This window comes from Bordetella tumulicola (assembly GCF_965138755.1).
Lineage (GTDB): Bacteria > Pseudomonadota > Gammaproteobacteria > Burkholderiales > Burkholderiaceae_B > Bordetella_A > Bordetella_A tumulicola.
Map to the genome: position 1 here is coordinate 244,532 of NZ_CBCSFP010000002.1, position 13,247 is coordinate 257,778.

Consider the following 13,247-nt stretch of genomic DNA (forward strand, 5'->3'; position numbering starts at 1 on the left):
AATCGCTAACCGGATAGACTCTCCTAAATAATCCCTCCGGAGGTCGTATGCCCCTGCAATTACGTTCCCTTGTTCGGCCAGATGCCACGTTGGAGCTATCGCTGGTTGAGGTGCCGATGCCAACGATCACTGCTTCCGACGAAGTGCTTGTGCACATGGAAGCCTCTCCGCTGAATCCTTCAGACATGGGCTTGCTTTTGGCGGGCGCCGATATGACTCGGGCGAGCCAGTCCGGCAGTGTCGAGCGACCCGTCATCACCGCGCCGCTGTCCGCCGGCGCGATGGCGGCCGGGACAGCCAGGGTGGGCACCGCGATGCCCGTGGGCAACGAGGGCGCGGGTACCGTGATTGCCGCCGGGGATGCGGCTGAAGCTCAGGCGCTGCTGGGTAAAAGGGTCGCGCTGTACGGTGGTGCGATGTACGCTGAATATCGCGCAGTGTCGGTCAAGCAATGTTTACCCTTGCCCGCCGGCGCGACAGCAACCCAAGGCGCGTCAAGTTTTATCAATCCGCTCACGGCACTGGGCATGGTCGAGACCATGCGCACTGAGGGCCACCGTGCGCTGGTACATACCGTTGGCGCATCCAATCTAGGTCAGATGCTCAACCGCATTTGCTTAAAAGATGGCGTGCCTCTGGTGAACATCGTGCGCAAACCTGAGCATGCAACTTTGTTGAGAGAGCAGGGGGCGCTACAGGTGGTGGACAGCAGTGTTCCCGACTTTACGGCAAACCTCGTCGACGCGATTGCAGCGACTGGCGCGACGTTGGCTTTCGATGCGATTGGCGGCGGCCGACTTGCTGGGCAGATTCTTGCCGCGATGGAGGCAGCCTTGTTGCGCCAGCCTGGGCATGTTTATAGCCGTTATGGCACTGACATCCATAAACAGGTGTACCTGTATGGTGGCCTGAATCCAGCACCTGTCGAAATTGAGCGCAGCTTCGGGATGGCCTGGGGCGTCGGCGGTTGGTTGGTCTTTCCGTTCCTGCAACGTCTTGGGCCTCAACGGACACAGCAGCTTCAGCAGCGGGTCTCCGACGAACTGACCAGTACGTTTGCCAGCCATTACACCAAAGAAATTTCGCTGCAACAGGTGTTGACGCTCGAAGCGATCAAGAGTTGCTCGAGAATGGCTACCGGAGAGAAAACCCTGATCCGAATTGCACCGGGTTGACGACGTGTTGGAGTAGTGATGTTACGAGCCATCGTCGCTCGCATTCCCTGCGATAATAGTGGATAAATATCCAGTATCCAGCCCGGATGGCTGGCATCGCAACACGGAGCACCCACTGTGGGCATACACCAAGACGCACCCGCCCTTGAGCACGATGGCGAAGACACTACGGACGACAGCATCCACGAGCCACGCTTGTGGCGCGACGACGGCTGGACCGCACGCGTCATCAAGAACGAAGACGACGACGGCTGGGCCGTCGAGATGACCCGCGAGGGCGAGTCCGAGCCAGCGCTGGTGGGCCCCTGGACCATGGGACGGGACAAAAAGAACCCCAAGCCATTGGATCCCTCCGCCTTTCGCACCCTGATCAAGACGGCATCCGAGGTTATTCGCCGGCACGAGCAACAGCTGCACGCGCAACTACACAAGAGCGTCAAAGTGGCCACGTCGGAAGCCACACTCACGGTCAAGCTGGATGTCGTCCCCGACGAAGACGAGCCCTTCGCGGTGCTTAGCGCCGTGGGTGAATACGGCGACACGATCGCCGAGGTGACTGTCGCTCCGAATTTCAAATTCACTCTTGGTACAGCCACGGCTTGGGTCGAAAACGACTTCCGCAAACCCAGCTAAAGCGCTGGATACTATGTTGCAGTGAGCGTTTGAATCCACAACGCTTAAAAATGAGACGAATGCGCTACGAAAAATATAACTCCAACGCATTCTCTCCAAACACCCGCCGCCGGTCAGCCTCATTGGTGATGGTTTCGTTCAACCACTGAATTGCAGCGGGATAATCAATATCTTGTTCTCCGCCCACAAATGGGCAATCGCTGGCCCACACCATCTTCTCGTATCCCACGCGCCGGCATAGTTCTTGTGCGCAGGCGCGGGCGTTTTCTCCCAGGCGGTAGGCGCCCGACAGCTTGACCCAAGTGCGGCCTTTTTCTACTGATTTCACCATGGCTTTGAACCCGTCGCTGTCAATGCCGGCAACCGGGTCTGGACGGCCGATGTGGTCGATCACGATCTTCACGCCAGAACGTTCCAGCAGAGGCAATACCCGTGGCAGCCGCGGCCCATCAATGTGCACATGGACGTGCCAGTCCAGGTCGACCAGGCGACGCAGGAATTTTCGGTAGTCCCAACTGTCCAGGTCGGGCAATTCTGTCATGCTGATGAAAGGTAACCGCACGCCCACCACGCCGTCGCGGTCCATCTCGTCGAGCACAATGCGTTCCACCGAGGGCTGTAGGATGACTGTGCCACGCAAGCGCGGATAGCGTCGCAGCGTCTCGATGATGTAGTCGTTGTAGTCGCCCCAGGGGCTAGCCGCGGCCACCACCGCAAAGCGCACGCCATTCGTATCCATGACGTCTATCAGTTGCTGCCCCGTGAAACTGTAGTCAGGACGATGGCGGGGATCGGGGATCAGCGGCATATCTTGTGTGAATACATGCACATGCGTGTCGATAAGCAGGCCGTGTTCCGGATGAGTCGTCAATGCCATGAAATGCTCCGTGTTGCTTATTGGGGTTGAATGCCCGCTTGTTTGATAACGGCGGCCCATTTGCCGACGTCGCGGTGCAGGATGGCGCCCATCTCTTCAGGTGTGCTGCTTCGGGCCTCGGTACCCAGGTTCTCGAAGCGCTGGCGCAGGTCAGGCAGTTGCAGCACTTCGGCCAACTGGCGGTTCAGGAGCTGGATCACCTCGGGCGGCGTGCCAGCAGGCGCGAACAGCGCGTTCCATCCCGTGACGTCGTAGTCGGGTAGCCCGCTTTCCTTAACGGTGGGCACTTGAGGTAGCCAAGAAGAACGCTTGTCCCCGGTCGCCGCAATAGGCTGCACCGTGCCGGCATCGATGGGCCCCTTCAGCGCGGCATAGGATTCGAAGGCCACATCGATGTCGCCGCGGACCAGTGCCGACATGACATCGGCCGTGGTCCGAAACGGAACGATGATGGCATTGAGCCCGGCGGTCGAGCGGAACAGCTCGGCCGACAGGTTCTGGGTACTGCCGGGATTGATGGTACCCAGTATCAACTGGCGCCGCTTGCCTTCGGCCAGCAAGTCGGCCACGCTCCCGATTTTGCCCTTGGGGTTGGTTAGCAGCAGTAGGTCGAAGTAGGCAACGGTTGAGATGGGTGCGAAATCTTTTTCGGGATCGAAAGGCAGTTTGAACAGCGACTTGCTGATCGCCGTGCCATTGGCAAACACGGCCAGCGTGTAACCGTCGGGTGGTGCGTTCAGCACTGCGCTGGCCGCGACGATACCACCGGCGCCCGGCCGGTTTTCGACGATGATTTTCTCGCCGAAGTGCTCGCTCATTTTTTGCGCGACCAGGCGCAGCGAAATATCAGCCAGACCGCCTACCCCGAAAGGCACGATGAAGCGGATGGGCCGGTCCCCTGGGTACGAGGGCGCGGCGTGCGGGGGGCTTGCGACGCAAGCCATCACCAGCAGGCCACCCAGCAGGCGGCACATGGCACGGCGCGATGGCGCAATGGAACTGCGCATGTCAGTCTCCTCGTTGTGAGTATCAGGCGGCGTGGCAATGCCGCCATGTCCATCGGTGTGGACTGCCCGCAGTCTAGGTATGCGGGAAGGTCATGACAAATGAATTGTTTGTCCCGATTGATGCGGGGCGTTCATATATGACGCCGGCGTATCATGATCTTTCCCCAACAAACCCGCCAGAGCCCCGATGAAGCATGCCTATCCAGGGATTGTGCCGTTGCATAAATTGCGAGCGTTCGAGGCCGTTGCGCAGCACGGCAACGTACATCGCGCGGCCCAGGTGATACACCTGTCGCAGCCTGCTGTATCGCGTGCCGTGCAGCAACTCGAGGACACGCTGGGCACGGCTTTGTTCGAGCGCACGACCAAGGGTATGACGCTGACCGAAGCGGGCGAACTGGTATGGCGGCGCGCGCAGCGGGCCTTGCGGGAATTGCAACTGGCCGAATCCGAGATCCGGTCTTCGGCCGACGGGTCGCGCGGGGTCGTCCGGTCTGGACGTCTGGGCGAGGTGATTACCGAGCGCATGCTGTGTGCGCTGGTGGCTATTGCGCGCCATGGCGGCGAGTCGGCGGCCGCGGCGATGGTCCGGGTGACACAGCCCGCGCTAAACCGCACCTTGCGCCAACTGGAGGAGCTGGCCGCCGTGGCGCTCTTCGTGCGGTCGGGCCGCGGCACGCGCCTGACCGACGCTGGTGAAACGCTGTTGCGGCATGCCAAGCTGGCACTGGCCGAGATCCGTGTGGCCGGCGAAGAGCTGGCATCGATGCGCGGGCGCCTGAACGGGCAACTGGTCATCGGCGCGCTGCCGCTGTCCAGCGGCTACCTGGTACCTGGCGCGGTGGATCGTACCTTGCGGGCGCATCCGGACTTAAGCATCAGCATCATCGACGGTACCTATGCGACGCTGAGCTATGGTCTGCGCTGCGCCGAGGTCAATGTCATTGTGGGCGCGTTGCGCGCCGACGACCAGGAACCCTACGCGCGGCACGAGCCGCTGTTCACCGATTCATTGAATGTGGTGGTGCGTGCCCATCATCCCGTGTTACGGCGCGGCACACTAACCAGTCTGCGCGAATTGTGCGACGAACCGTGGGTGTTACCTCTGGCGGGCACGCCGTCGCGGGGCGCGTTTGAGCGGGCATTTCGCGCCGAAGGCGTCGAGCCGCCTCAGGTCGCGGTCCAAGCGAACAGCCCATCCATTGTCCGTGCCTTGCTGCTGTCCAGCGACCGAATGGCCTTGTTGTCGACTCGCCAGGTGCAGCAGGAACTGCAGCAGGGCATCTTGCGGGTCGTACCGGTACCTGTGTCGGTGCCGCATACGCAACGGCGTATCGGCTTGGCGTATTTGCGTGACAGCGAGCCGTCGCCCGCGATGACGGCGTTTCTTGTTGCATTGCGGCAGACCGCCGCTGCCGCCTGACCTAACACGATCACGGCAGGATATAAAAAGAACTCATCGCTTCGGCGGCGATAGTCATTGGCGGGATTACCACGGTGGGGCGAAGCTACGGGCTACGTTATCCTGGTCTACATTGGACCCTTTCCGCTGGAGTATTCATGTCTTCTTCCCCCCTTTCCCAGAAAACCGGGCTGATTGTCAGCGCGCATTCTGCCGATTTCGTGTGGCGCGCGGCCGGAGCCATTGCCTTGCACGTGAAGCAGGGTTTTCGCATGAAAGTGGTGTGCCTGTCGTTCGGTGAGCGCGGCGAGTCGGCCAAGCTGTGGCGCAAGGGGGGCATGACCGAGTCCAGTGTCAAGGCGGCGCGGCGGGAAGAGGCGCAGGTCGCCGCCGATATCCTGGGCGCCGAGATCGAATTTTTTGACCTGGGCGACTATCCGCTGCGCGTCCCGGATGAGGCGCTGTTCCGCCTGGCCGATGTGTACCGCGAGCTGCAGCCCAGTTTTGTGTTGAGCCATTCCGAGCAAGACCCGTACAACTACGATCACCCATTGGCGATGCGCGTTGCGCAAGAGGCCCGCATTATCGCGCAGGCCGAAGGCTACGAGCCCGGCGCCGGCATCATCGGCGCGCCGCACGTGCTGGCCTTCGAACCTCACCAGACCGAGCAATGCGGCTGGATCCCCAATACCTTTCTGGATATCACCGAGGTGTGGGACACCAAGCGGCAGGCGATCGAGGCCATGGCGGGGCAAGAGCACCTGTGGGAATACTACACGCGGGTTGCGCTGCAGCGCGGCGTACAGGCCAAGCGAAACATCGGCATCACCGCGGCGCGCAACATCAAGTACGCCGAGGCGTATATGCGCCTGACACCCACCGTTCCAGAGAATCTGGCATGACATCCATCGCTTGCGCCGTCATGCGCGGTGGCACGTCCAAGGGCGTGTACTTCCTGCGCGATGATCTGCCCGCCGATGCGACGTTGCGCGATCGGGTGTTGCTGCGAGTCATGGGATCGCCAGATCCACGCCAGATAGATGGCCTGGGCGGCGCCGATCCCTTGACTAGCAAGATCGCCATCGTCAATGTTTCCGAGCGAGCAGATGCCGATATCGATTACCTGTTCGCGCAAGTGCTGGTGAATGAACCGCGCGTGGATTACGGACAGAATTGCGGCAATATCCTGGCCGGCGTGGCACCTTTCGCGATCGAACGCGGGCTGGTGGCCATCCAGGGTAAGCGCACACGCGTGGCCATCCATATGGTCAATACGGGGCAAATCGCGGTGGCTGACGTCAGTACGCCCAATGGACAGGTCAACTATGAGGGTGATGCGCGAATCGATGGTGTGCCCGGCACCGCGGCTGCGGTGCCTATCGAGTTCCGTGATACTGCTGGATCGACCTGCGGTGCGCTGCTGCCCACCGGCCGCGCGCGCGATGAGATCGATGGCGTAGCGGTGACTTGCATCGACAATGGTATGCCGGTGGTATTGCTGCGCGCTGCCGACTTCGGCATTTCCGGTTACGAAGACCGCGACACGCTGGAAACCGATGCGACACTCAGGTCGCGGATAGAAGCCATCCGGCTGCAGGCCGGATCCATGATGAACTTGGGCAACGTCGCGCAGCGCACGGTTCCGAAAATGACCCTTGTGTCGCGGCCGCGCGCGGGTGGCGCGGTCTGCACACGCACCTTTATCCCGCACCGAGTGCATGCTTCCATCGGCGTGCTGGGGGCGGTCAGCGTGGCGACGGCGGCGGTATTGCCCGGTTCGGTGACGCAAGGAATTGCGCAGGTGCCCGACGGGCTGGCCCGACGCCTGGTCATCGAACATCCGACTGGCGAGTTCACGGTAGATCTGGAGAAAGACAGCGCGGACCAACCCGAGGATACGGTACGTGCGGCGCTGTTGCGCACGGCCGCGCTGATCATGGATGGCCGGGTGCGGGTGCCGGGATCGTTGTGGGCGGGGCGCTAGCGGAGTTGGTCAGTGTCTGCACGATCAGGTCGCGCAAGGTGGCTGCGGGGGGTGTCAAGACGGCGCCATGGCGGGTAATGATCGCTAGTTTGCGCGTGATGCGCGGCTGATCCAGTGGCTTGACGACAATGCCGGCCGACGCGCGCATCGATAATGCCGGCGCTACTGTCAGCCCCAAGCCTGCCTCCACGAAGTTGAGTGCCACGGCAGTGTGCTGCGCTTCGTAGATCCAGCGCAAGCCCAGCCGCCGTTCGCCCAGTGCATCGTCGATGGTGGTGCTGTTGCCCGCCGACAGGCTGATGCGAATGAGGGGTTCGCCCGCCAGTTGGTCCCAGGTTACTGACGCCAGCTGTGCCAGGTGGTGGCCAGCGGGGCACGCCAGCATGAACGGCTCTTCAGTGAAGGGCTCGATGGCGAGTGCCGGGCGAGCTGGCGTGGTGATCGACACACCGAATGCGGCGACACCGGATTCGACCAATTCGGCGATCTCGCTGATAGAGCTATCGAAGACACGTATTGCCAGCTCAGGGTACACACTGGAAAAATGCCGCAACACTGGCGATATGCGCTGCGCGGCCAGCGTCGGCAGGCAGGCGAACGCCAACCATTTTGGCGCGGTGCTGCGGTGCTGGCGCACGGTTTCGTAAGACAGGGCCAGTTCGCGCATGGCGCTGCGCACGCGTGGCAGTAGCGCTCTGCCGGCATCGGTAAGCGTCACGTCGCGCGTCGTGCGCGCCACCAGCATCACGCCCAGACTGTCTTCCAGCTTGCGGATGCGATGGCTGACCGCGGTTTGCGACAGGTTCAGATGCAAGGCGGCTTGCTGGAAACTGCCATGCTCGGCAATTGCCAGAAATGCTTGCATGCCCAGGAAGTCAATCTGCATGCCGTACGGTAGCACGCGCAGCGGCCGCTGGCGGCCGTGCGTTGCCATGCGCCGAAAGGCTTATTCGTTCGTGATGTGGGCCGATTTGATCAATGCGCCCCAGGTGGCGGCCTGGTCGTGCAGGAAGGTGCCGAAATCATCCGGAGAACCGGATGCCTCCCTGACGCCCATGGCAGACAATCTCTCGCGTACGTCGGGCTTGGTCAACGCCGCGTTGATCTGCTTGTTCAGCGCCTCGATGATGGGTTGAGGCGTATCTTTTGGGGCCACGAAGCCCCACCATACCGAAGCCTCCAGTTTAGGATAGCCGGCATCGACGGCCGACGGTACAGACGGGATAAGCGGCAGGCGCGCGGGGTCGGCCACCATGATCGGCCGTAACCGTTTCGATTCGATCTGGGGCAGCGCCTGCAGGGGGTCGAGCAGCATGAATGACACTCGCCCGGCAGTCAGGTCGACGATGGCCGGCGCGCCGCCCTTGTACGGGATATGCAGCATGTCCGTGCCGGTGACCGATTTCAGCATTTCCGACCCTAGGTGGGCCGAACTGCCGCTGCCGGCCGACGCATACGAAATCTTGGCGGGATCGGCCTTGGCCGCATCGGTGACATCTTTCAGCGTCTGATAGGGAGAGTTGGCCGGCACCACCATGATCAGGGGCGACGAGCCAAGTTTGGCAATGGGGGCCAGCGACTCCAGTTCCGAGAAAGTGCGATTGGGATATAGCGAGGTGTTGGTTGCCAACCCGTTGCTGCCGATCAGGATGGTATAGCCGTCAGGCGCAGATTTGGCGGTGTATTCGTAGGCAATGGTTCCGTTGGCACCCGCACGGTTTTCTACGACAACAGACTGGTGCAGTTGTTCACTTAAGTGTTGGCCTATCAGGCGGCCCAGGATGTCGACAGCGCCGCCTGGCGGAAACGGCACCACCAAATGGATCGGCTTGCTGGGGTAAGCATCCTGTGCCTGGACGCAAGCGGGCTGTAATGCCAGCGCAAGTACGCCCACGGCGGCCAGCGCCGGGATCAACGTGCGGATGGATATGGCTTTCATAGTGGGTCTCCTGTGATTCGATTGAACGGTCTGCGCCGAATATCAGCCGCGCAGCGCGGCCGCCTCGGGCCAGCGCAGTACCTGTGCCGCGGTCTTGCCCATAACCCATTCCAGGTCTTCGGGGTCAATGAAATTCAGGGCTAGACGGAAGTGATCCACGCATTCCTGATAGGTGCAGGGCAGGCGGGTGAAGTCCGAGCCCCACATGCTTCGCCGCGGGCCAAAGGCGTCATAGATGCGCCGCAGGTACGGTTGAATGTTTTGGAACGGATAGGGCTCGCTGCTGTAGCAAGGCGCGGCCGACATCTTTACGTAGACGTTTGGCAGCCGCGCCAGAGCCAACAGCCGGTCCAGGTCGGCAAAGCAGGCATCGTCGCGCAATTGGCTTTCTCGTGCCATGTGATCGAGCACAATGGTCAGGCCCGGGTAACGCTGTGCGATGGGTGCAATCTTGTCTACCGCACCCGGCACAAACAGCATCAATGCAATGCCCATGCGCTCGCAGGCAGACCAATACCAGTCCAGTACGCCGGGCTCCAGCCAGCCGCGCCATTTGGGCTTATGGAAGGTCATCCGGATGCCCAGCATCTGTGGCTGTTCAAGCCACTGTTCCAGTCGCGAGCATGCATCGTCCGCATCGGGATTGAAACGGCCCATGATGGCCAGCCGCGAAGGGTGGCGCTGCGCCTCGCGCAGTGCGGTGATGTTGCTGTCGCCCACGGGCGAGGGAGGCACGATGATGGCCCGCGCCACGCCGGCGGCGTTCATGATGGGCAGAAATTCTTCGGCCAGCAACGGCGCCTCGCGGTGCGGTCGGGCACCGGGAACGGCGACAAAGGTTTTCTTGCCGATTTCTTCGGCGGGCCAGGGTTGGTCGGCGCGATGGGCCTCCCAGAAATGCACCTGGGTATCGGTAATCAGCATGCGGGACTCCTTGCAACGGCTGCGGCTGCTCGCGCAGTGCTCGAATGCTAATCGCTGCGCTTTGATACCGAAATGGCATTTCTGATCTAGCTGTTATGAGAAACAGGAATATCACTGCCAGTCTGCACGTCATCCGCCTGAGCAAGAGATCGTCAAAGGCAGGGCGTGCGGGTGTGCTGCTGCAACAGCGGCGAGGCTTTCTCGGCCTCGGCCATGATGCGCGGCAGAAAGTCGCGGATCAGTGCGGCGGTGTGGCGTGCCAGCGTGGTGCCGGGCCGCTCGGTCGAGGTGGCCAGCGCCAGCACGCTGGTCATGCGCGGCGAGATAATGCGCCGCGCAGACAATGCCGGTGCGGCACGGGAAATAAGCAAAGCGTTAAGCGTAACGATGGCTTGCCCCAGGCCTTGGTCGACCAGATCGACAATCGCGCCAACCGCATCGATTTCCAATGCAATGCGTGGCTTCTTGCCGATGTTGGCCAGCCGGGTCTCGACTTGCATGCGCAGCGGATGCGGGCGGCTGGGGATGATCAGCGGTACATTGGCCAAGTGCCTCATTGGCACGGAGCCACGCAGCCCTGGGGCCGTTCCGCGTCGCTCGACCAGGAAAAGTGGGTCTTCACGCAGCGGGATAATCTCGAGCTCTGGTGATGGTACCGGGTCGTGCAGCAGCGCGATGTCGATGCGGCCGGACAACAGCCATTCACACAGGTGCACCGTCAGCCCTTCGGTCATTGACAGTGAGGCCTGCGGAAAGGCGCGCTTGAACTCGGTAACTAGCGGGGCGGTGATCAGGCGACCCACCGAGTAAGGTACACCCACTACGACACGACCGATGGGCGCGCCGCGCACGTCCTCGACCTCTTGTCGTGCGCGTTCCACCTGCATCAGAATGCCACGCCCGTGCACCAATAGACGCTGGCCGGCCTCGGTGGGATTGACGCCGCGGCCATTGCGATACAACAAGGTCTGCCGCAGTTCGATCTCCAGGCTGCGCACTTGCCGGCTGAGCGCAGGTTGCGCCACATCAAGTATGGCCGCGGCCTTGGTGAAACTGCCCAGTTCGGCGACGTGCACGAAATATTCCAGCTGGCGTAGGTCCATGGTGACTCCGGTCAGGCGATCGCTGCGGTGCCACGGCGCACTCGCACGACAGCGGCAGACATAAGAAAAAAGCATCTTACTGGCCTAGAAGGCATTTCCCAGCGCGTGCGCAGCGCCACCATACTACGGCAACTTGATACCTATATAACGGAGACACGCCATGCCGTACTTGACTCCCGCGCCGGATGCCTCACCCAGGACACCGGCCACCACGGTGCCTCCTGGCGGATGGGACTGCCAGATCCACCTGTTCGGCCCGGCGGATCAGTATCCCTTTGATCCGGACAGCCCGTATGTGTCGGGCGAAGCCTTGCCCGAAACCGCGATCAAGCTGCTCGACACGCTGGGCTTGGCTCGTGCGGTGGTGGTCAGCGGCGGTGGCTATGGCCGCGACTATCGTTACCTGCTGGATGTGCTGCGACGCTTTCCGCAACGGTTCGTAGGAGTCATTTTGCCACCAGATACCTTGCCCGACGAAGAGTTCGCACGCTTGGATAAATTCGGCGTCAGAGGTGTGCGTTTTGTCAGCGCCCGGCGCGCTTCGAACTTGCCGCAGATTTTGCCCGACATGGCCGCGCAGGCCGAGAACATAGGCTGGCCGGTGCACTTCTATCCTCACGGCGAAGACATTATTGAGTACGCCGAGTCGCTGTTGGCGCTACGCAGCAGCAAGATCGTGCTGGATCATTTCGCCAGTATTCCCGCGGCCAAGGGCGCGGACCAACCCGCGCTGAAGACCGTGCTGAAAATGCTCGATACCGGGCGAGTCTGGATCAAGCTGTCTGGCCCCATGCGTTGCGCCAAGGGCGACCTGCCTTACGCTGAGGTCACGCCCATTGCACGGACACTGATTCGCCATGCACCCGAGCGCATGGTGTGGGGCTCGGACTGGCCGCACGTGAACATGGTGGGGCGAGGCATGCCGAATGACGGTGAACTATTCGACCTGCTGGCCGACTGGGCGCCGGATGCGGCCGACCGTGAGCGCATCCTGGTTACCAATCCCAATGCGCTGTACGGCGCGCCCGCTCGGGGCTAGACCGGCCCCACGTAGTGGCTGGGCACGTGTCTGGCCTTTCATAACAAGGCAGGCGTTGCGGCGCTTGCCCAGGAGACTTGTCATGCGTAGCGCTTTCTGCAAGCTGCAGGCCCTGCTTGGCGCGGCCCTGCTGACCACTGCCGTTTACGGGCAGACGTTTCCCGATCGACCCTTGCATCTGGTGGTGCCCTTTTCGCCCGGTGGCAGCACCGATCTGGTCGGACGCCTGGTCGCCGCCCAGGTGGCCCAACGGTTGGGCCAGCCTGTGGTGGTCGAGAACCGTGCAGGGGCGGGTGGCATGATCGCGTCGGAGTACGTGGCGAAATCGGAGGCCGACGGCTACACGTTGTTGATGGTCACTACCTCGCATACGGCCAATCCATCCATCTACAAGAAGCTGCCCTACGATACCCGGAAAGACTTTACTTCTATCTCACTGGTGGGGGACATGCCGGGCCTGATGGTGGCTCATCCATCGGTGCCCGCCAATACCCTGGGGGAATTCGTGGCCTACGCCAAGACCCACAGAGTCTCGTATGGTAGTGCCGGCTCGGGGACCTTCCCGCATTTGTCGATGGAGTTGTTTAGGCACGCAGCCGGGCTGGACATGGTACATATCCCCTATCGGGGTGCGGCGCCCGCATTGGCTGATTTGGTGGGTGGCGTGTACCAGATCAAGGCCGATGCCTACATCACTGCCAAGGGGTTCGTCGATGCCGGCAGGTTGAAGCTGTATGCTGTGACCAGTGCACAGCGGATGCCCCAGTTGCCCGACGTACCCACGGTTGCTGAGTCGGGCTATCCGGGCTTCGAGTCCACTTATTGGATAGGCATTGTTTCGCCAGCGGGCGTGCCGCCCGCCGTGCGCACCCGTCTGGAGCAGGCATTCATGCAGGCCGTACAGGATCCGATGGTGTCGGCCAAGCTGCAAGAAGGTGGTACACGTCCAATCGGCGGCTCTGCCGCCGACCTCGATGCCTTGATGAACCACGAATTCGCGCAGTGGCCCGGCATTATTAAGGACGCCGATATCGCTGAAAAATAGAACAGCCTACCGGGCATATTGGCTGACCGATATGGCGAACGGGCTGCCGTCATCCGATGAGCGAACACCCAGCCTGACTAAGCCAGCGACCACAGCCACAGCGCAGGTGATTTGTAAAT

The 13,247-nt window shown here is 61.7% G+C and carries 13 protein-coding genes; 7 read left to right on the forward strand and 6 right to left on the reverse strand.

What is annotated here, in order from left to right:
* The first annotated feature begins 47 nt into the window (after positions 1–47).
* Both ACNAZS_RS06810 and ACNAZS_RS06815 read left to right on the forward strand, forming a co-directional pair.
* Positions 48–1,175 carry a zinc-binding dehydrogenase gene (locus tag ACNAZS_RS06810; RefSeq protein ID WP_415787533.1) on the forward strand — a complete coding sequence of 376 codons (1,128 nt, stop codon included), beginning with the start codon at positions 48–50 and terminating at the stop codon, positions 1,173–1,175.
* A gap of 123 nt (positions 1,176–1,298) precedes the next feature.
* Positions 1,299–1,808 (forward strand): hypothetical protein, encoded by a 510-nt coding sequence (locus ACNAZS_RS06815; protein WP_415788844.1) that lies wholly within the window; start codon positions 1,299–1,301, stop codon positions 1,806–1,808.
* 64 nt (positions 1,809–1,872) lie between these two features.
* On the opposite strand, the gene ACNAZS_RS06820 is transcribed toward ACNAZS_RS06815, so the two are convergent.
* Both ACNAZS_RS06820 and ACNAZS_RS06825 read right to left on the reverse strand, forming a co-directional pair.
* Entirely contained in the window at positions 1,873–2,685 is an 813-nt protein-coding gene (locus ACNAZS_RS06820) for an amidohydrolase family protein (RefSeq protein ID WP_415787535.1), read from the reverse strand.
* A gap of 17 nt (positions 2,686–2,702) precedes the next feature.
* Positions 2,703–3,692, reverse strand: a complete 990-nt coding sequence (locus ACNAZS_RS06825; RefSeq protein ID WP_415787537.1) for a Bug family tripartite tricarboxylate transporter substrate binding protein — start codon at positions 3,690–3,692, stop codon at positions 2,703–2,705.
* A 187-nt stretch (positions 3,693–3,879) separates the two neighbouring features.
* On the opposite strand from ACNAZS_RS06825, the gene ACNAZS_RS06830 reads away from it, so the two are divergent.
* The 3 genes from ACNAZS_RS06830 to ACNAZS_RS06840 all read left to right on the forward strand — a co-directional run bounded on the left by ACNAZS_RS06830 (position 3,880) and on the right by ACNAZS_RS06840 (position 7,078).
* Positions 3,880–5,115: a LysR family transcriptional regulator gene (locus tag ACNAZS_RS06830; RefSeq protein ID WP_415787539.1), complete on the forward strand. Its 1,236-nt coding sequence runs from the start codon at positions 3,880–3,882 to the stop codon at positions 5,113–5,115.
* Between the two features lie 137 nt (positions 5,116–5,252).
* Positions 5,253–5,996: a PIG-L deacetylase family protein gene (locus tag ACNAZS_RS06835; RefSeq protein ID WP_415787541.1), complete on the forward strand. Its 744-nt coding sequence runs from the start codon at positions 5,253–5,255 to the stop codon at positions 5,994–5,996.
* A complete protein-coding gene (locus ACNAZS_RS06840; protein ID WP_415787543.1) occupies positions 5,993–7,078 on the forward strand; it encodes a 4-oxalomesaconate tautomerase in 1,086 nt (361 codons plus the stop codon). Before ACNAZS_RS06835 ends, ACNAZS_RS06840 begins: the two co-directional genes overlap by 4 nt.
* Here ACNAZS_RS06840 and ACNAZS_RS06845 read toward each other — a convergent pair.
* From ACNAZS_RS06845 to ACNAZS_RS06860, 4 genes are all read right to left on the reverse strand, one after another.
* On the reverse strand, positions 7,029–8,012 hold the full coding sequence (locus ACNAZS_RS06845; protein WP_415787545.1) for a LysR family transcriptional regulator: 984 nt from the start codon (positions 8,010–8,012) through the stop codon (positions 7,029–7,031). The two genes, ACNAZS_RS06840 and ACNAZS_RS06845, sit on opposite strands and share 50 nt — an antisense overlap.
* 12 nt (positions 8,013–8,024) lie before the next feature.
* Positions 8,025–9,017 (reverse strand): Bug family tripartite tricarboxylate transporter substrate binding protein, encoded by a 993-nt coding sequence (locus tag ACNAZS_RS06850; protein WP_415787547.1) that lies wholly within the window; start codon positions 9,015–9,017, stop codon positions 8,025–8,027.
* Positions 9,018–9,059: 42 nt separating this feature from the next.
* Positions 9,060–9,941: an amidohydrolase family protein gene (locus ACNAZS_RS06855; protein WP_415787549.1), complete on the reverse strand. Its 882-nt coding sequence runs from the start codon at positions 9,939–9,941 to the stop codon at positions 9,060–9,062.
* Between the two features lie 152 nt (positions 9,942–10,093).
* Entirely contained in the window at positions 10,094–11,044 is a 951-nt protein-coding gene (locus ACNAZS_RS06860) for a LysR family transcriptional regulator (RefSeq protein ID WP_415787551.1), read from the reverse strand.
* Between the two features lie 160 nt (positions 11,045–11,204).
* Between ACNAZS_RS06860 and ACNAZS_RS06865 the strand changes: the two genes are divergently transcribed.
* A complete protein-coding gene (locus tag ACNAZS_RS06865; RefSeq protein ID WP_415787553.1) occupies positions 11,205–12,083 on the forward strand; it encodes an amidohydrolase family protein in 879 nt (292 codons plus the stop codon).
* A gap of 82 nt (positions 12,084–12,165) precedes the next feature.
* A complete protein-coding gene (locus ACNAZS_RS06870) occupies positions 12,166–13,128 on the forward strand; it encodes a tripartite tricarboxylate transporter substrate binding protein (RefSeq protein WP_415787555.1) in 963 nt (320 codons plus the stop codon).
* The last annotated feature ends 119 nt before the right edge of the window (positions 13,129–13,247 follow it).

Bases quoted from the DNA above. Each gene is read 5' to 3' on its own strand.
- ACNAZS_RS06810 (WP_415787533.1), top strand. From the start codon at position 48: ATGCCCCTGCAATTACGTTCCCTTGTTCGGCCAGATGCCACGTTGGAG.
- ACNAZS_RS06820 (WP_415787535.1), bottom strand. From the start codon at position 2,685: ATGGCATTGACGACTCATCCGGAACACGGCCTGCTTATCGACACGCAT.
- ACNAZS_RS06825 (WP_415787537.1), bottom strand. From the start codon at position 3,692: ATGCGCAGTTCCATTGCGCCATCGCGCCGTGCCATGTGCCGCCTGCTG.
- ACNAZS_RS06830 (WP_415787539.1), top strand. From the start codon at position 3,880: ATGAAGCATGCCTATCCAGGGATTGTGCCGTTGCATAAATTGCGAGCG.
- ACNAZS_RS06835 (WP_415787541.1), top strand. From the start codon at position 5,253: ATGTCTTCTTCCCCCCTTTCCCAGAAAACCGGGCTGATTGTCAGCGCG.
- ACNAZS_RS06840 (WP_415787543.1), top strand. From the start codon at position 5,993: ATGACATCCATCGCTTGCGCCGTCATGCGCGGTGGCACGTCCAAGGGC.
- ACNAZS_RS06845 (WP_415787545.1), bottom strand. From the start codon at position 8,012: ATGGCAACGCACGGCCGCCAGCGGCCGCTGCGCGTGCTACCGTACGGC.
- ACNAZS_RS06850 (WP_415787547.1), bottom strand. From the start codon at position 9,017: ATGAAAGCCATATCCATCCGCACGTTGATCCCGGCGCTGGCCGCCGTG.
- ACNAZS_RS06855 (WP_415787549.1), bottom strand. From the start codon at position 9,941: ATGCTGATTACCGATACCCAGGTGCATTTCTGGGAGGCCCATCGCGCC.
- ACNAZS_RS06860 (WP_415787551.1), bottom strand. From the start codon at position 11,044: ATGGACCTACGCCAGCTGGAATATTTCGTGCACGTCGCCGAACTGGGC.
- ACNAZS_RS06865 (WP_415787553.1), top strand. From the start codon at position 11,205: ATGCCGTACTTGACTCCCGCGCCGGATGCCTCACCCAGGACACCGGCC.
- ACNAZS_RS06870 (WP_415787555.1), top strand. From the start codon at position 12,166: ATGCGTAGCGCTTTCTGCAAGCTGCAGGCCCTGCTTGGCGCGGCCCTG.